A 17388-nucleotide genomic window follows, 5' to 3' on the forward strand; every position below is an offset into this window, starting at 1 on the left:
GTGGAACCGGCTTCGCCGGGCCACTCGCATCGCCCCCTGGGGGGTGACGCGCGCAGCGCGGCGCGGGGGGTCACACCCTGTTCATATCAAACTGGGCTTTGTCGCCTTTGCCGTAGACCTTCAAGGCCCCTTTGTCGCCGACGGCGTTGGGGCGCTGGAAGATCCAGTTCTGCCAGGCGGTCAGACGACCGAAGACGCGGGTGGCCATGTTTTCTTTCTGGGCGAAGCGCAGGTTGGCTTCCAGGCCGGTCAGGGCGTCGGGCGACATGGCCGCGCGTTCTTCCAGCGCCATGCGCACCTCGTCGGCCCAGTCGATGTCGTCGGGCGCGGCGGTGATCAGGCCCAGGGCCAGCGCGGCGTCGGCGTCCAGGGCCTGGCCGATGGCGCCGCGCGCGGCTTCCATCGGACCCGCCTCTTCGTAGAAGCGGCGCTGCAGGCGCGACTGGTCGTTGACCATGGGCAGGACACCGAAGTTGAATTCGGAGAGTTGCAGCTGGGGGGCTTTGTCGGCGTCGTCGGGCAGGGCGAGCATGTAGGCGCGGTCGGCGCAGAAGGCCAGTTCGGCCAGGGTGCCGGCGAAGCAGGAACCTTCTTCGATCAGGGCGAACAGGCTGCGCGAGGACACATCCAGGCGGGCGAAGCTGCGGCGCAGGGCGCCGATGGTCTCGCGCACGAACCAGTGGCCTTTGTGCGCCAGCATCAGGGCGTCGTTGGCCAGCACGGCGGCGGCGTCGCCTTCGGTCTTGAGCACCCAGGTGCCGATGTCGAGTTCGTTGGTGCGCAGGTGGAGGATGGCGTCGTCGAGTTCGCGCGCCATCTGCAGCGGGTACCAGGCGGCACCCGCGGCTTCGATGCCGGCGATGTCGGTCGGCTGCGTGCCGCTCGGGGCTTTCAGGGTGAGGGTGGCGTTGCGTCTGGCGCGGTCGATGGCCACGTTGACGTAGGTGTAGGCGATGCCGTCATCGCTGTCGGTGCGCTCGATGCGCGGCAGTGCCACGCCCTTGGCGCCGGCCGGGCGTTCCCTCTGGGGCTATCTCGTATAAACATCTGGGCGCCAAGGAGCTTTCCAGGAACTGCAACCGCTTCTGCGGCAGACCCAGACCGGGTGGCGGAACGTGCACCAAGCGTGCGCGTCGGTGCGCTCGATGCGCGGCAGTGCCACGCCCTTGGCGCCGGCCGGGCGGTCGCTCTGGGCGGCCAGCTTGGCGGCGCGCTCGCTCACGGCGGCGGCGAACTGCTGGGGTTTGGCCACGGCGTCGACCAGGCGCCAGTCCACGGCTTTGCTGCCACGCACGCCTTCGCTGGTGGTGCAGAAGATGTCGGCCAGGTCGTGGCGCACGTGGCGCTTGTCGGTGACGCGGGTCAGGCCGCCAGTGCCGGGCAGGACGCCGAGCAGCGGCACTTCGGGCAGGCTGACCGCGCTGGAGCGGTCGTCGACCAGCAGGATCTCGTCGCAGGCCAGGGCCAGTTCATAGCCGCCGCCGGCGCAGGCGCCGTTCAGGGCGGCGAGGAATTTGAGGCCGCTGTGTTTGCTGGTGTCTTCGATGCCGTTGCGGGTTTCGTTGGTGAACTTGCAGAAGTTCACCTTCCAGGCGTGGCTGGAGACGCCGAGCATGAAGATGTTGGCGCCGGAGCAGAACACGCGGTCTTTGCCACTGGTGACGACCACGGTGCGCACTTCGGGGTGTTCGAAGCGGATGCGGTTCAGCGCGTCGTGCAGTTCGATGTCCACGCCCAGGTCGTAGCTGTTGAGTTTGAGCTTGTAGCCCGGGCGGATGCCGCCGTCTTCGTCGATGTCGATGGACAGCGTGGCGATGGCGCCATCGAAGGTGAGTTTCCAGTGGCGGTACTCGCTGGGGGCGGTGCGGTAATCGACGGCGTTCGGGTTCATGGCGGTCTCCTGTTGGCATGGCTGCAGGCTGCAGCGGGAACTGAAGGGGCGCCGACCGTCGTTCAAATCACCGGTGGGCACCGCGTGATATGAATAATATTGCACATTTTCAAAACCGTCAATGCATTTTTATGCATGTTACAAAATCCCGAGCACCTCCCGCACCTGGGTGCGCAAGGCGTCAAAGGCATCGTCCACGCTCTGCCCGCTGGTATTGAAATGCAGGTCGGCCTTGGAATAGAAGGCGGAGCGCCCGGCCAGGATGCGCTTCAGATCTTCCATGGCCTCGCGGCTCGCGGCCATGGGCCGCATGTCGCCCTGGGCCGCGACGCGGCCCATGTGGTCTGCCGGGTCGGCCTGCAGCCAGACAGTGGTGCAGTGCGTGAGCAGCAGGTTGAAGTTGGCCGCGTCCGACACCAGGCCGCCCGGCGTGGCGATCACCACCTCGGGGTAGATCTGGATCGCTTCTTCCAGCGCGCGGCGCTCGTAGCGGCGGTAGGCCGGTGTGCCATAGAGCGCGTGGATCTCGTTGATGCTGCAGCCGGCGAATTTTTCGATCTCGCGGCTGAGCTCGATGAAGGCGTAGCCGAGGTCGTCGGCGAGTCGTTGCCCGAGGGTGGACTTGCCCGCACCGCGCAGGCCGATCAGGGCGATGCGGGCCTGGCGCCCGGCGTCGTTCACCGGCGCGGCATGCCCGTCCAGCAGGCCGCCGATGGCCACGCGCACACGGCGCAGATCGGCCTCGTTGCGCTTCTCCAGCAGCTCGCGGATCAGCAACCATTCGGGCGACGAGGTGGTCACGTCGCCCAGCAGCTCGGTGAGCGAGCATTGCAGCGCCTGCGCCACCTGCAGCAGCACCAGGATGGAGGCGTTGCCGGTGCCGTATTCGAGGTTGGCCAGGTGGCGCTCGGACACGTCGGCCGCCAGCGCCACGGCCTTGCGCGTCATGCCGCGGCGCGAACGCAGGGTGCGCACCCGCTCGCCCAGCGCCACCAGAAACGGGTGGCGCGGTGGCTCGTCGGCCTCGGCGGATGGTGGTGTGGCTTCGGGCGCCAGGTCCAGGGTGGCCGGTTCTTTCATGGGCATCGGTATTTAAGGGTTATCCCTGCAGGGGCTTGCTTTTCGCCAGAACATGCACTTTAATGCATGAATCGCAAGACGCAAGATAGTGCATTTATAGCGTCAATCCCGCGCGGCGACCAGCCCTGTTGATCAACCCTCATCCCGACCCGACATGAACGCCACCCCTCTGCTTCCCAATTTCCTCGCCGGCCGCTGGCAAGACGGCTCCGGCAACGGCAGCACGCTGCACGACCCGGTGCTGGGCAAGCCCCTGGTGCGCGTGAGCAGCGCCGGGCTGGACCTGGCCGAAGGTTTTTCCTTCGCCCGTGAACAGGGCGGTGCCGCCCTGCGAGCACTCACCTACAGGCAGCGCGCCGCGCTGCTGGGCGAGATCGTCAAGGTGTTGCAAGCCAACCGAGACGCCTACTACGAGATCGCCACCGCCAACTGCGGCACCACCACCAAGGACTCCGCGGTGGACATCGACGGCGGCATCTTCACCCTGGGCTACTTCGCCAAACAGGGTGAGGCCCTGGGCGACGCGAAGCTGCTGCTCGATGGCGAGCGCATCCGCATGGCCAAGGACCCGATTTTCCAGACCCAGCACATCATGAGCCCCACGCGCGGCGTGGCGCTGTTCATCAACGCCTTCAACTTCCCGAGCTGGGGTCTGTGGGAAAAGGCCGCACCGGCCCTGCTCTCGGGCGTGCCAGTGATCATCAAACCCGCCACCGCCACCGCCTGGCTGACCCAGCGCATGGTGAAAGACGTGGTGGACGCCGGCATCCTGCCCGCGGGCGCACTGTCGGTGGTCTGCGGCACTTCCGCCGGGCTGATGGACCAGCTCGGTCCGTTCGACGTGGTGAGCTTCACCGGCTCGGCCGAGACCGCGCGCATCATCCGCAGCCACCCGGCGGTGGCGCAGCGCTCGGTGCGCTGCAACATCGAGGCCGACAGCCTGAACAGCGCCCTGCTCGACCCGGCCGCCACCGCGGGCGACGAAGCCTTCAACCTGCTGGTGAACGAGGTGGTGCGCGAGATGACGGTCAAGAGCGGCCAGAAGTGCACCGCGATCCGCCGCATCTTCGTGCCGCGCGCGCTGTTCGACGCCACCGCCCAGGCCATCGGCGCCAAGCTCGCCAAGACCACCGTCGGCAACCCGCGCAATGAAGCCACCCGCATGGGCGCGCTGGTGAGCCGCGAGCAGTTCGACAGCGTGGTGGCCGGCATCGCTCACCTGAAGACCGAAGCCGAAGTCTTGTTCGACGGCAGCGCCGCCGCGCTGGTGGACGCCGACCCGGCCGTGGCCGCCTGCGTGGCACCGGTGCTGCTGGGCCATCGCCAGCCGGCGCAGGCCAAGGTGCTGCACGAGATCGAGGTGTTCGGCCCGGTCGCCACCCTCATGGCCTACGACAGCCTGGAGCAGGCGCTGGAGCTGATCCGCCGCGGCGAAGGTTCGCTGGTGAGTTCGGTCTACAGCAGCGACCCGGCCTTCATCGCTCACGCCGCCGCCGAGCTGGGCTCCAGCCACGGCCGCGTGCACGCCATTTCGCCCGACGTGGCTGCGGTGCAGAGCGGCCACGGCAACGTCATGCCCATGAGCCTGCACGGCGGCCCGGGCCGCGCCGGTGGCGGCGAAGAACTCGGCGGCCTGCGTGCGCTGGGCTTCTACCACCGCCGCAGCGCAGTGCAGGGCAGCACGGCGGTGCTCGACATGCTCGCCGCGACAGCCACCCCACTGAAATACTGAAGTCCGACAGAGACCACAAAACAGGAGACACACCATGAGCCACACCGACACCGCCGCCCCACCCGAGCGCTTCAACTTCGCGCGCCACCTGATCGCGCTCAACGCCGGCCGCGCCGGCAAGACCGCGCTGATCGACGACGCGGGCACGCTCACCTACGGCCAGCTCGCCGACCAGGTGCAGCGCTTCTCGGCCGCGCTGCAGGCGCTGGGCCTGAAACGTGAAGAGCGCGTGCTGCTGCTCATGCACGACTGCAGCGACTGGGTGGTGAGCTTTCTGGGCGCGCTGCACGCGGGCGTGGTGCCGGTGTGCGTGAACACCTTGCTGACGGCCAAGGACTACGCCTACATGCTGGCCGACAGCCGCGCGCAGGCGGCCTTTGTCTCGGCCGCGCTGCTGCCCACGCTGCAGACCGCGCTGGAGACGGGCGGCCACGAGGTGAAGCACCTGATCGTCTCGCGCGCGAAAGACCCGCTGCCCGCGGGCGCCCACGACTTCGCGGCGCTGGCCTCCACCCAGGCCCCGGGCCAGGACGCCGACACGCACGGCGATGAACCCGCGTTCTGGCTGTACTCCTCGGGCTCCACCGGTGCGCCCAAGGGCACGGTGCACACACAGTCCAGCCTGTACTGGACAGCCGAGCTCTACGGCAAAGCCGTGCTGGGTCTGAAGGAGAGCGACACCGTGTTCTCCGCCGCCAAGCTGTTCTTCGCCTATGGGCTGGGCAACGGCTTGTCGTTTCCGCTGAGCGTGGGCGCCAGCGTGGTGCTGATGGCCGAACGGCCCACGCCGCAGGCCACGTTCAAACGGATGGTCGACCACCAGCCCACGGTGTTCTACGGCGCGCCCACCGGTTACGGCGGCATGCTCGCCTCGCCCGAGCTGCCTTTGAGGAGCGCGGTCGCGCTGCGCCTGTGTTCGTCGGCCGGCGAGGCGCTGCCGCGCGACATCGGCGAACGCTGGACCGCACACTTCGGCTGCCAGATCATCGACGGCATCGGCTCCACCGAGATGCTGCACATCTTTCTCTCCAACCGCCCGGGCGACGTGCGTTACGGCACCACCGGCAAGCCCGTGCCGGGCTACGAGGTGCAGCTGCGCGACGAAGACGGCAGCGTCATCACCGGCCACAACATGATCGGCGACCTCTACATCCAGGGCCCGAGCGCCGCTCTGCTGTACTGGAACAACCGCGCCAAGTCGCGCGACACCTTCCAGGGTGCCTGGACCAAGAGCGGTGACAAGTACACCCGCGACCCCGACGGCTACTACACCTACGCCGGCCGCAACGACGACATGCTCAAGGTCAGCGGCATCTACGTGAGCCCGTTCGAGGTGGAGGCCACGCTGGTGCAGCACCCGGCCGTGCTCGAAGCCGCGGTGATCGGCAAGACCGACGACGACGGCCTGGTCAAGACCAAGGCCTATGTGGTGCTGAAGGCTGGCGCGCAGGCGACGGAAGCCGAGCTGCAGGCCTTCGTGAAGGAAAAGCTCGCGCCCTACAAGTACCCGCGCTTCATCGAGTTCATGACCGAACTGCCCAAAACGGCCACCGGCAAGATCCAGCGCTTCAAGCTGCGCGAACTGGAGAACCAGCGCCTGTTCGTGCGCCGCTGATTCCGCCTGAAACGCCGCTCGTCCCATGCCGGACCCAAGCCCCGGGAAAACCCGGGTGTCACCGCCTTGATCTGGTTCTGAAACATAACGAAACTCGCAACCCATCGGAGACAACAGAACACAAGGGTTCAACATGGTTCACAGATGGGGACGGGGACTGGCACTGGGATTCGCGCTCGCGGCGGCGGCACACGCGGGCGACGAAGGCGTCACATCCACCGAGATCCGCCTCGGCGCCTCGCAGGTGCTCTCGGGCCCGCTGGGGCCACAGACCGTGCAGTATGGCGAGGGTGTGCGGCTGCTGTTCGACGCGGTCAACGCGGCCGGCGGCGTCCACGGGCGCAAGATCAGCTTCACCACCCTGGACGACGGCTTCGATCCCAAGCGCGCGGTAGAGAACTCCCGCAAGCTGCTGGACGAACACAAGGTGTTCATGTTCTTCAACAGCACCGGCACCGCCCAGACGGCGGCCGTGCTGCCGATGCTCAAGGAAACAAAAACCATCCTGTTCGGCCCGGTCACGGGTGCGTCCGCCCTGCGGGACACCGTCAACCCCCACGTGTTCCACGTGCGCGCCGGTTACGCCAACGAGTCCACCCGCATCCTGTCCCAGCTCAAGCAGATAGGCGTCACCCGGGTCGCCTTTTTCTACCAGGACGACGGGTTGGGAAAGGCCCTGCTGGCCGAAGTCAGGAAGTCCTCTGCAGCGGAGAATCTGCCGCTGGCCGTCGAGGTCAAGGTCGATCCGGCCGCGCCCGATTTCGCGGCCGCTGCGGCCGCCACGGCACAGGCCAGTCCCCAGGCGGTCATCGTCGGCACCGCGGGACTGACGTTCACGAACTACGTCCAGGCGGTGCAGGCGACCGCCACCCGCCCGGTGTTCTACGGCTTCTCGGTCGCCAGCTTGGACGGCATCAACCGGGTGCTGAAAGACAAGGCGCGCGGCATCGTGCTTGCGCAGATCATGCCCTCGCTGCGCAACAACGCGGTTCCCGTGGTGGCCGAGTACCTGAAGCTGCAGGCCGCCAAGTCGCCCGACACCCCACCCTCGGCCTCCCAGTTCGAAGGTTTCGTGCACGCCCGCCTGCTGATCGAAGGCCTCCGGCGCACGGGTCGGGACCTGAGCACCGCCAGCTTCATCCGGGCCATGGAAGGCGCGGGCGAAATCGCGTTCGGCCGTTTCACGGCCCAGTACTCGCCCCGATCACACAACGGCTCGAACTACGTGGAGCTGGCGATCATCGACGGCGAAGGCCACTTGCGTTACTGAAGGCGTACCTGCGCCGACGCGGGCAGGCCAAACACGCGGTCGAAGAGCCAGGTGAAAACCACCGTGTAGACCAGGAAAAACAGCAGCAGGCCCAGGTTGGCCACCAGCGCCGCCCACCACGAGAGGCCCAGCCAGGCGGCCATCACCGGCACCAGGATCATCGCCAGCCCACCCTCGAAACCGATGCCGTGCGCCGCCCGCCGCCACCGCGAGCGGCCCTTGACCACCTGCCGGGCTTCCCAGCGCTCAAAGAGGGCGTTGAACCCGTAGTTCCAGGCCAGCGCGATGCTCGACATGGTGAGCGTGAGCCCGAGCGACGACAGCGGCGCCTGATCAAAAACGATCATGAGCACCGGCGCGACAAAGGCGATGGCGAAGCTTTCGTAAAGGACCGCCTGGACGATCCGGCGGGCGCGGGGGGCAAGATGAAGTGGCATGAGGGCGCGATTGTGCCGCCTCCCGCAACCCTTGCCCGAACGCCCGCCCCCCAAAACCTGGAAAGACCGCCCGTCAAGGGGCCACCGAACAACAAGGCATTCTCATTTCAGCCAAAGTGGTGATGCATTTGACCGCATGGGGTTTACGACACAAACATGAGCAAGCATGTTGGATTAAAGTGATTGAACACGAAAGACTTCCCCGGTGAGGATCCGCTGCTGACCATGTTTTCCAGCCTGAAATTGCCCAACAACGAGATCGGACAGGCCCTGGCGGGTTTTCGGGGCGCTTTTCGCAGCGTGGGTGTGTTCAGCGCCATCATCAACCTGCTGATGCTGGTCCCGTCGCTCTACATGCTGCAGGTGTACGACCGCGTGCTCTCCAGCCGCAACGAGACGACGCTCATCATGCTCACCGTGATGGTGCTGGGCACCTACATGCTCATGAACGGGCTGGAGTTCGTGCGCAGCTTCGTGCTGATCCGCGTCGGTGCCCAGCTCGACATGAAGCTCAACAAGCGGGTGTACACCGCCTCCTTCGAGCAGAACCTCAAACGATCGGGGGGCAACGCCGGCCAGGCGCTGCAGGACCTGACGACCATCCGCCAGTTCGTCACCGGCAACTCGCTGTTCGCCTTTTTTGACGCCCCCTGGTTCCCGGTCTACCTGCTGGTCATCTTCATGTTCGACTGGGTCCTTGGCGTGTTCGCCGTGGCGGGCACCCTCATTCTGGTCATCCTGGCCTACGTCAACGAGGTGGTGTCGCGCAAACCGCTGGCCGAAGCCAACGGCATGGCCGTCACCGCCGGCACGCTGGCCACCAACAACCTGCGCAACGCCGAGGTCATCCAGGCCATGGGCATGCTGCCCAACCTCATGTCGCGCTGGTTCAAGCTGCACGGCCGCTTCCTGCAACTGCAGGCCGAAGCCAGCGAAAAGGCCGGCATCGTCACCGCCACCAGCAAATTCGTGCGCATCTCGCTGCAATCGCTGATCCTGGGCCTGGGTGCCCTGCTGGCGCTCGAAAACCGCATCACCCCCGGGATGATGATCGTCGGCTCCATCCTCATGGGCCGCGCGCTGGCGCCGGTCGACCAGTTGATCACTGTCTGGAAGGGCTGGTCGTCCACCCGCAGCGCCTACCAGCGTCTGAGCGAACTGCTGTCCAGCAACCCGGCTCGGCGCGAAGGCATGCCCCTGCCCAAGCCGCTGGGCAACCTGGCGCTGGAGTCGGTGACGGCTGTGCCGCCCGGCTCCAACGTGCCCGCCCTGCGCAACCTGAGCCTCACCATTTCAGCGGGCGACGTGGTGGGCGTGATCGGCCCGAGCGGATCGGGCAAATCCACACTGGCACGGCTGCTGGTGGGTGTCTGGCCCGCCGCGGCCGGCAAAGTCCGGCTCGATGGCGCCGACGTCTACCTCTGGAACAAGGCCGAACTGGGCCCCCACATCGGCTACCTGCCCCAGGACATCGAGCTCTTTGGCGGCACCGTGGCCGAAAACATCGCCCGTTTTGGTGAGGTGGACTCCGACAAGGTGATCCAGGCCGCCCAGCGCGCGGGTGTGCACGACATGATCCTGCACTTCCCGCAGGGCTACGACACACCGCTCGGCGACGGCGGGGCCGGCCTCTCGGGCGGCCAGAAGCAGCGGCTCGGTCTGGCCCGCGCGATGTATGACGACCCGTCGCTGATCGTGCTGGACGAACCCAACTCCAACCTCGACGACACCGGCGAACAGGCCCTGCTCTCGGCCATCAACGACCTGCGCAAGCGCGGCAAGACCCTGATCCTCATCACCCACCGTACCAACGCGATCGGCATCACCAACAAGCTGCTGTTCCTGCGCGACGGTGTCCCCCAGATGTTTGGCCCCACCAAGCAGGTGCTCGCCGATCTGGCCAAGCTCAGTCAACAGGCTCAGCAAGGTGCCAACGGCGCTGCGCTGCCGCGTCCGGCGACGCCGCCTGGGGCTGCCGCCTCCCGGGCTCCAGCTGCGGCACCCTCCACCGACCCATCTACAGACCACCCGGCTCCCACCGCCCCGACAGCGCCCACCGCAGGCGAAACCGCCTGAACCCGCTGCAGCAGACCCGAACGCTTCCAGAGTGAACACAAGATGACGACAGACGCCTTGGCCGTGACCGACGCCACCATCCGGCAGGAAGACGAAAACCCCGTCAAGACCGACGCCAGCTCCCATGCCCGTCTGGGCTGGTGGCTCGTGCTCGTGGGGCTGGGCAGCTTCCTGATCTGGGCGTTTTTTGCACCCCTCGACAAAGGCGTTCCCATGGGCGGCACCGTCACCGTGGCGGGCAACAAGAAGGCGGTGCAACACCTCACGGGCGGCACGGTTGAAGAAATCTTCGTGAAAGAGGGCGACACCGTCACCGCCGGACAAGCGCTGGTGCGCATGAACAGTGTGCAGGCCCGGGCGAACGCCGAAATCACCCGCATCCAGTTTCTGGCCGCGCGCATCACCGAAGCCCGACTGCTGGCCGAACGCGACGGGCGCCCCAGCCTGGTGTTTCCGCCCGACATCCAGGCCAGTGGCAGCGATCCGCGCGTGGCCACCACGCTCGCGGTGCAAAAGCAGCTCTTCGAGTCCCGCCAGGGCGCGCTGCGCAGCGATCTGGCCGCCACCGAGCAGAACATCTTTGGTCTGACCGCCTACGCCGCAGGGGTCGAAGAGTCGCGCCAGGGCAAGCAACTGCAACTGCGGCTGCTCAAACAGCAGATCGACGGCATGGCCGACCTGGCCAAAGACGGCTACATGCCACGCAACCGTTTGCTGGAACTGGAACGCAATGCCGCCCAGATCGAAGCCTCCATCGCGGAAGACACGGGCAACCTGGGCCGCAACCAGAGCCAGGTCAGCGAACTGCGCCTGCGGGCCCTGCTGCGCCAGCAGGACTACCAGAAAGAAGTGCGCACCCAGCTGACCGAAATCCAGCAGCAGGTGGATGCGCTGCGCAACCGGCTGGAAGGGCTGGACTACGAACTGAACAACGCCGAGGTGAAAGCCCCGGTCAGCGGCATGGTGGCCGATGTCAGCATCTTCACCGAAGGCGGTGTGGTATCGCCCGGCTTTCGCATGATGGACATCGTTCCGCTCGACGAACCCCTCGTGGTCGAGGGTCAGGTGCCGGTGCACCTGATCGATTCGGTGCACCCGAAGTTGCCGGTCGAACTGATCTTCTCGGCCTTCAACCAGAACACCACGCCGCGCATCCCCGGCATCGTCACGCAGGTCTCGCCCGACCGCCTGGTGGACGAACAGACCGGCATGCCTTACTACCGCATGCGCGCCGAGGTCACACCCGAAGGCCGCAAGATGCTGGCCGAACTGCAGGTGCGCCCGGGCATGCCGGTCGAACTGTTCGTGCGCACCGGCGAGCGAACCCTCATGAACTACCTGTTGCGCCCCCTGCGCGACAACTTCCGCATGTCCATGACCGAGGAGTGAGCACCGTGGAAGTCAATCCCATTCGCCCAAGCACCCGATCCGCGCAGCGGCGGATGCGCCTGATCTGCCTGAGCGTGGCGCTGGCTTGGGTCGCCCCGGCCGGCGCCGAAGCGCTGGACCTGGCCCGGGCTTACGAGGCCGCGCGCCTGAACGATCCCACCTTCCGCGCCGCGATCGCAGCGCTCGATGCCGGCAGGGAAGAAAAAATACTCGGACGGGCGCAACTGCTGCCCAGCATCGCCGCCACCTACACCACCAACCGGAACACCACGCGATCGACCCAGGGTCAGGTCACCGCATCCACCGAAGCCACCCAGACCAGCACGGCCACCAGCACCAGCACCATCACCAACGACCGGCTGCAGACAGCCAGCGCGTTCACTGGCCCGCTCTCCGGCCAGCCCCGGGAATCGCAACGCCGTGTCACAGATTCGGACGCCGCCACCCAAACGGACAGCACCGGGCACTCGACCGTTGACGAAACCGAGATCGAAACCAACAAGTTTCGAGACACCACCACTGCCCTGCAGCTGCGCCAGCCCCTGATCAATTTCGGTGCCATGGCCGGCTACCGCCAGGGCAAGGCCCTGAGCGCCGCCAGCGAGGCCCGGTTCCGGAGCCAGCAGCAGGAGCTCATGGTCCGCGTGGCGGAGGTCTACGCGGGCGCCCTTTTTGCTGAAGAGAGCCGGCGGCTCGCACTCACCCAGCTCGTCACCCTGAACGAACAGCAGACCACCAACGAGCGCATGCTCTCGAGTGGCGAAGGCACCCAGACCGATGTGCTCGAAACCCGGGCCAAGCGCGCGCTCGCAGAGGCTCAACTCATCGAAGCTGAAGATGCGCTGCTGGTCGCGCGCAACCGCCTGATCGCGATGACCGGCGTGCGGGCGACCTCTTTTGCTCCCCTGAAAACCGACATCGTCACCACGTCGACCCTGGCCTCCACCCCTGAAGACTGGCACGGACTGGCCATGACGCAGAACGGTCTGCTGGAAGCCCTGCGCTACCAGGTCGAAGCGGCCCACCAGGAGGTCAACAAGGCTGAGAGTGGCCACTACCCCCGGCTGGACCTGGTGGCCTCCGTCAGGCGCGAAAACTTCCGCTCCAACGTCAACCCGATCTCGAACACCACCACGAGCGTCGGCGACTCCAGCAGCACGAGCACCACCACCGGCTCCACGTCCAGCGTGTCGACCGGCTCGGCCCCCCTCCTGAACGAGAGCTCCAACTCGAACTTCACCACCACCTCCAATTCCGCCGCGACCTCCAGCTCCCGGTTCAACGCCGAACAGAATCTCGCCACCCGTCGGCGGACCACCAACCATGTGGTGGGCGTGGAGCTCAACGTGCCGCTGTTTTCGGGTGGTGCGGTGTCGGCCAGAACCCGGCAGGTGGCAGCCCGCCTGATCCAGGCGCAGGCCGAGATGGACGCCCGCGTGGACGAGGTGTTGCTGGAACTGAACCGCCAGCTCCGTCTGCAGCAATCCACCACCTTGCGTGTGCAGGCGCTTGAACAGGCCGTGGAATCCGGTCGCATCGCCGTCGACGCGACCATCAAGAGCACGGCCGCCGGGGTGCGCACCAACCTCGACGTGCTCAACGCCCGCGAGCGCCTGGTGACGGCCGAACGCGAGCTGGCAGACGCCCGCTACGCCCACCTGCTCGCCTTCCTGCGTTTGCGCTTCAACGCGGGCGTGCTCACCGAAGACGACCTGATGCAGCTGGCCGGTCGGTAGGCACCGGGCGCCAGCGCTCCCCCAGCAAAAAGGGCCCGCAGATGCGGGCCCTTTTTGCTGGAAGTGATACCCGACCGGGCTCAGGTTTCTTTGGAGATCTTGATGCTCGGAAATTTCGACGAGAAGTCCTTGGCCTGCTTCGCGATCTTGATCGCCACCTGGCGAGCCACGGACTTGTAGATCTCGGCGATCTCGCCATCGGGGTCGGACACCACCGTGGGCATGCCGCTGTCGGCCTGCACCCGGATCGACATGTTCAGCGGCAGTGCACCCAGGTAATCCATGCCGTACTCGGCCGCCATCTTCTTGCCACCGTCGGCGCCAAAGATGTGTTCGGTGTGGCCGCAGTTCGGGCAGCAGTAGACCGCCATGTTCTCGACGATGCCGAGGATGGGCACGCCCACCTTTTCAAACATCTTGATGCCCTTGCGCGCGTCGAGCAAGGCAATGTCCTGCGGCGTGGTCACGATCACCGCACCGGTGAGCGGCACGCGCTGGGATAGCGTGAGCTGGATGTCGCCGGTGCCGGGAGGCATGTCGACGATCAGGTAGTCCAGGTCTTTCCAGTTGGTCTGGCGCAGCAGCTGCTCCAGCGCCTGCGTGGCCATGGGGCCGCGCCAGATCATGGCTTCATCCTTGTCCACCAGGAAACCGATCGAGATCACCTGCACGCCGTAGTTCTCCAGCGGCTCCATGGTCTGGCCATCGACGCTTTCGGGCCTGCCTTCCACACCCATCATCATGGGCTGGCTGGGGCCGTAGATGTCTGCGTCCAGGATGCCGACCTTGGCGCCCTCGGCGGCCAGCGCCAGCGCCAGGTTGACCGCCGTGGTGCTCTTGCCCACGCCGCCCTTGCCCGACGCCACGGCAATGATGTTCTTCACGCTGGGCAGCAGCTGCACGCCGCGCTGCACAGCGTGCGGAATGATCTTGCTGGTCATGTTGACCGACACGTTTTCCACACCGGCCACCGTCTTGGCGGCCGCGATCAAAGCGCGGCGCAAGGCCGGCATCTGGCTCTTGGCCGGGTAACCCAGCTCGACATCGAACGACACGTCACCGTATTGTTCGCTCAGGTTTTTCAGCGCCTTGGTGGACACGAAGTCCTTGCCCGTGTTCGGATCGGTCACCGCCTGCAGGGCGGTGAGCAGCGCTTGGGAGTCGACGGCCATGAAAAAAATCTCCGGTGTGGGGTATGTCTGGGTGTGCAGAAGCCGCCCGAAGTCTAACGCTCCGCCGGCAGGTCGGCCGGTGGTCGGGCATAGACACAGCGGGCGTGAGGACTTGGCCCCCATAGGCGCAGCCCGCCCGGCCCGCCTAAAATCAAGGGTTCCCCCGAAAGAAAGCCCCCTGCCATGAGCCCGCGTCGCCTGTTCGTCACCACCGCCCTGCCCTACGCCAACGGTCATTTCCACATCGGCCACATCATGGAGTACATCCAGGCCGACATCTGGGTGCGGTTCCAGCGCATGCAGGGCCACGAGGTGCACTTCGTCTGCGCCGACGACGCGCACGGCGCGCCGATCATGATCGCGGCCGAAAAGGCCGGCAAGACACCGCAGCAGTTCGTGGCCGACATCGCCGCCGGCCGCAAGCCCTACCTGGACGGGTTCCACATCGGTTTCGACAACTGGCACAGCACCGACGGCCCGGAAAACCACCAGCTGGCGCAAGACATCTACCGAGCGCTCAAGGCCAACGATCTGATCGAGACCCGCACCATCGAACAGTTCTTCGACCCCGAGAAGAACATGTTCCTGCCCGACCGCTTCATCAAGGGCGAGTGCCCCAAATGCGGCACGAAAGACCAGTACGGCGACAACTGTGAAAACTGCGGCGCCGTCTACGCACCCACCGATCTGAAGAGCCCCTACTCGGCGCTGTCGGGCGCGACGCCGGTGCTGAAACAATCGGACCACTTCTTCTTCAAACTCTCCGACCCGCGCTGCATGGCCTTTCTGGACCAGTGGACGCAGAGCGGCGCGGTGCAGCCCGAGGTGCTGAACAAGATCAGCGAGTGGATCGAGCCCGGTGAAGACGGCAAGCCCAAGATGGGCGACTGGGACATCAGCCGCGATGCGCCTTACTTCGGCATCGAAATCCCGGACGCGCCGGGCAAGTACTTCTACGTCTGGCTGGACGCGCCGATCGGCTACCTCGCCTCGCTGAAAAACTATTTCGACAAAACTGGGCGCGACTACGACGCCTTCATGGCCGACCCGGGCACCGAGCAGTTCCACTTCATCGGCAAGGACATCATCACCTTCCACACCCTGTTCTGGCCCGCGATGCTCAAGTTCAGCGGCCGCAAGGTGCCCAACGCGGTGTTCGTGCACGGCTTCCTCACCATCAACAACGGCGAGAAGATGAGCAAGAGCCGCGGCACCGGCCTGAACCCGCTCAAGTACCTGGAACTCGGCATGAACCCCGAGTGGCTGCGCTACTACCTGGCAGCCAAGCTCAGCGGCAAGAACGAAGACGTGGACTTCAACCCCGAGGACTTCATGGCCCGGGTCAACAGCGACCTGGTGGGCAAGTTCATCAACATCGCCTCGCGCGCGGCGGGCTTCATCGCCAAACGCTTCGACGGGAAGCTGGGCGAAGTCTCGGCCGATGGCGATGCGCTGCTGGACCACCTGGAAGTGGCCGCCCCCAGCATCACCGAGCTCTACGCCGAGCGTGAATACGGCAAGGCGCTGCGCGAGATCATGCTGCTGGCCGACCGCGTGAACGCCTACGTGGACCAGAACAAACCCTGGGAACTGGCCAAGAAGGAAGGCATGGAAGGCCGCCTGCACGACGTGTGCACCACCTGCATCGAAGCCTTCCGCCTGCTCACGCTCTACCTCAAGCCGGTGCTGCCCGCGCTGGCGAAAGACGTGGAAGCTTTCCTGAACACCGAGCCGCTGCAGTTCGCCGACGCCAACCGCCTGCTCGGCGCCGGCCACCGCATCGGCGCCTACCAGCACCTGATGCAGCGCGTGGACGTGAAGCAGCTCGACGCCCTGTTTGAGCCGCCCCCGGCACCCGCCGTGGAACTGGTGGTGCCCGGCGGCGAACCGATCGCCGACACCATCTCGATCGACGACTTCAGCAAGATCGACCTGCGCATCGCGTTGATCGTCAACTGCGAAGCCGTGGAGGGCTCGACCAAGCTGCTGCGCCTGACGCTCGACGTGGGCGAAGGCAAGACCCGCAACGTCTTCAGCGGCATCGCCAGCGCCTACCAGCCCGAAGACCTGGTGGGCAAGCTGACCGTGATGGTGGCCAACCTGGCGCCGCGCAAGATGAAGTTCGGCGTCAGCGAAGGCATGGTGCTCGCCGCCAGCCATGCCGACGACAACGCCGAACCCGGCATCCACATCCTCAACCCCTGGCCGGGCGCCACGACCGGCATGCGGGTGCGCTGACACCCGATGTTCGAACCGATCCGCGGCTTCACCAGCCTCAAGCGCACACCGCAGGCCGACCTGAAGCTCGGCACGGTACTGGCGTTTGTGGCCGGCGCGACCAACGCGGGCGGTTTTCTGGCCGTGGGCCAGTACACCTCGCACATGACGGGCATGGTCTCTTCACTGGCCGACAACCTGGTGCTCGGCCAGTTCGTGCTGGCCGGCGCCGCACTGGCCGCGGTGCTGGCCTTTCTGCTGGGTGCTATGAGCACCGCCTGGCTGGTGAACTGGGGCATGCGGCTGCAGCTGCGCAGCGCCTACGGCCTGCCACTGCTGATCGAAGCGGCGCTGCTGCTGGTGTTCGGCATCTTTGGCGCCGCCATGAGCCTGTGGCACACGGTGTTTTTGCCGGTCACGGTGGTGCTGCTCTGTTACATCATGGGCCTGCAGAACGCCGTGATCACCAAGATCTCGCAGGCGCGCATCCGCACCACGCATGTGACCGGTCTGGTCACCGACCTGGGCATCGAGCTGGGCAAGCTGCTGTACGTGAACCGCCACCCGGACATGCAACCGGTGCGCGCTGACCGCGAACGCCTGCGTGTGCATGCCCAGCTGGTGATCAGTTTCCTGGTGGGCGGCATCGCCGGTGCACTCGGCTTCAAGCACCTCGGCTACATCAGCACCGTGCCGCTGGCGATCACGCTGCTGCTGCTGGTGATGCGCCCGGCGCTGGACGACTGGAAGCGGTTGCGCGCGGCCTGAACGGG

The 17388-nt window shown here is 66.1% G+C and carries 11 protein-coding genes and 2 pseudogenes; 8 read left to right on the forward strand and 5 right to left on the reverse strand.

From position 1 onward, the window contains the following. Positions 1-70 precede the first annotated feature (70 nt). From F3K02_RS23635 to F3K02_RS23645, 3 genes and pseudogenes are all read right to left on the reverse strand, one after another. Positions 71-1006: pseudogene (locus tag F3K02_RS23635) on the reverse strand (2,3-epoxybenzoyl-CoA dihydrolase); the annotation flags it as partial. Positions 1007-1150: 144 nt separating this feature from the next. Next, positions 1151-1891: pseudogene (locus tag F3K02_RS23640) on the reverse strand (enoyl-CoA hydratase-related protein); the annotation flags it as partial. Between the two features lie 138 nt (positions 1892-2029). Beyond that, a complete protein-coding gene (locus F3K02_RS23645) occupies positions 2030-2971 on the reverse strand; it encodes a helix-turn-helix transcriptional regulator (protein WP_177138665.1) in 942 nt (313 codons plus the stop codon). Positions 2972-3125: 154 nt separating this feature from the next. Between F3K02_RS23645 and F3K02_RS23650 the strand changes: the two genes are divergently transcribed. The 3 genes from F3K02_RS23650 to F3K02_RS23660 all read left to right on the forward strand — a co-directional run bounded on the left by F3K02_RS23650 (position 3126) and on the right by F3K02_RS23660 (position 7588). After that, positions 3126-4703 (forward strand): 3,4-dehydroadipyl-CoA semialdehyde dehydrogenase, encoded by a 1578-nt coding sequence (locus F3K02_RS23650; RefSeq protein WP_177138666.1) that lies wholly within the window; start codon positions 3126-3128, stop codon positions 4701-4703. A 34-nt stretch (positions 4704-4737) separates the two neighbouring features. Beyond that, entirely contained in the window at positions 4738-6318 is a 1581-nt protein-coding gene (locus tag F3K02_RS23655) for a benzoate-CoA ligase family protein (RefSeq protein ID WP_177138667.1), read from the forward strand. Positions 6319-6451: 133 nt separating this feature from the next. Next, the gene (locus F3K02_RS23660) at positions 6452-7588 is read left to right on the forward strand and encodes an ABC transporter substrate-binding protein (protein WP_177138668.1); all 1137 of its coding nucleotides are present in this window, start codon (positions 6452-6454) and stop codon (positions 7586-7588) included. Here F3K02_RS23660 and F3K02_RS23665 read toward each other — a convergent pair. Next, complete coding sequence (locus F3K02_RS23665) at positions 7582-8025, reverse strand: PACE efflux transporter (RefSeq protein ID WP_177138670.1); 444 nt, start codon at positions 8023-8025, stop codon at positions 7582-7584. The genes F3K02_RS23660 and F3K02_RS23665 overlap by 7 nt on opposite strands. Positions 8026-8250: 225 nt before the next feature. Between F3K02_RS23665 and F3K02_RS23670 the strand changes: the two genes are divergently transcribed. The 3 genes from F3K02_RS23670 to F3K02_RS23680 are packed head-to-tail and all read left to right on the forward strand — an operon-like array spanning position 8251 to position 13226. Next, on the forward strand, positions 8251-10101 hold the full coding sequence (locus tag F3K02_RS23670; protein WP_177138964.1) for a type I secretion system permease/ATPase: 1851 nt from the start codon (positions 8251-8253) through the stop codon (positions 10099-10101). A 42-nt stretch (positions 10102-10143) separates the two neighbouring features. Further along, on the forward strand, positions 10144-11490 hold the full coding sequence (locus F3K02_RS23675; protein ID WP_177138671.1) for an HlyD family type I secretion periplasmic adaptor subunit: 1347 nt from the start codon (positions 10144-10146) through the stop codon (positions 11488-11490). 5 nt (positions 11491-11495) lie between these two features. Then, complete coding sequence (locus F3K02_RS23680; RefSeq protein WP_177138672.1) at positions 11496-13226, forward strand: TolC family protein; 1731 nt, start codon at positions 11496-11498, stop codon at positions 13224-13226. Positions 13227-13306: 80 nt separating this feature from the next. Here F3K02_RS23680 and apbC read toward each other — a convergent pair whose 3' ends face one another. Continuing rightward, positions 13307-14398: an iron-sulfur cluster carrier protein ApbC gene (gene apbC / locus F3K02_RS23685; protein WP_177138673.1), complete on the reverse strand. Its 1092-nt coding sequence runs from the start codon at positions 14396-14398 to the stop codon at positions 13307-13309. A gap of 183 nt (positions 14399-14581) precedes the next feature. On the opposite strand from apbC, the gene metG reads away from it, so the two are divergent. After that, positions 14582-16636 (forward strand): methionine--tRNA ligase, encoded by a 2055-nt coding sequence (gene metG / locus F3K02_RS23690; RefSeq protein ID WP_177138679.1) that lies wholly within the window; start codon positions 14582-14584, stop codon positions 16634-16636. A 6-nt stretch (positions 16637-16642) separates the two neighbouring features. After that, complete coding sequence (locus F3K02_RS23695) at positions 16643-17383, forward strand: YoaK family protein (RefSeq protein WP_177138681.1); 741 nt, start codon at positions 16643-16645, stop codon at positions 17381-17383. Positions 17384-17388 lie beyond the last annotated feature (5 nt).

This window comes from Hydrogenophaga aromaticivorans (assembly GCF_013387465.1).
Taxonomy (GTDB): Bacteria; Pseudomonadota; Gammaproteobacteria; order Burkholderiales; family Burkholderiaceae_C; genus Hydrogenophaga; species Hydrogenophaga aromaticivorans.

What these genes read in the sequence shown, in the direction of transcription:
- F3K02_RS23695 (WP_177138681.1), top strand. Translation starts at nt 16,643, where the DNA reads ATGTTCGAACCGATCCGCGGCTTCACCAGCCTCAAGCGCACACCGCAG.
- F3K02_RS23650 (WP_177138666.1), top strand. Translation starts at nt 3,126, where the DNA reads ATGAACGCCACCCCTCTGCTTCCCAATTTCCTCGCCGGCCGCTGGCAA.
- F3K02_RS23675 (WP_177138671.1), top strand. Translation starts at nt 10,144, where the DNA reads ATGACGACAGACGCCTTGGCCGTGACCGACGCCACCATCCGGCAGGAA.
- F3K02_RS23670 (WP_177138964.1), top strand. Translation starts at nt 8,251, where the DNA reads ATGTTTTCCAGCCTGAAATTGCCCAACAACGAGATCGGACAGGCCCTG.
- F3K02_RS23660 (WP_177138668.1), top strand. Translation starts at nt 6,452, where the DNA reads ATGGTTCACAGATGGGGACGGGGACTGGCACTGGGATTCGCGCTCGCG.
- apbC (WP_177138673.1), bottom strand. Translation starts at nt 14,398, where the DNA reads ATGGCCGTCGACTCCCAAGCGCTGCTCACCGCCCTGCAGGCGGTGACC.
- metG (WP_177138679.1), top strand. Translation starts at nt 14,582, where the DNA reads ATGAGCCCGCGTCGCCTGTTCGTCACCACCGCCCTGCCCTACGCCAAC.
- F3K02_RS23665 (WP_177138670.1), bottom strand. Translation starts at nt 8,025, where the DNA reads ATGCCACTTCATCTTGCCCCCCGCGCCCGCCGGATCGTCCAGGCGGTC.
- F3K02_RS23645 (WP_177138665.1), bottom strand. Translation starts at nt 2,971, where the DNA reads ATGAAAGAACCGGCCACCCTGGACCTGGCGCCCGAAGCCACACCACCA.
- F3K02_RS23655 (WP_177138667.1), top strand. Translation starts at nt 4,738, where the DNA reads ATGAGCCACACCGACACCGCCGCCCCACCCGAGCGCTTCAACTTCGCG.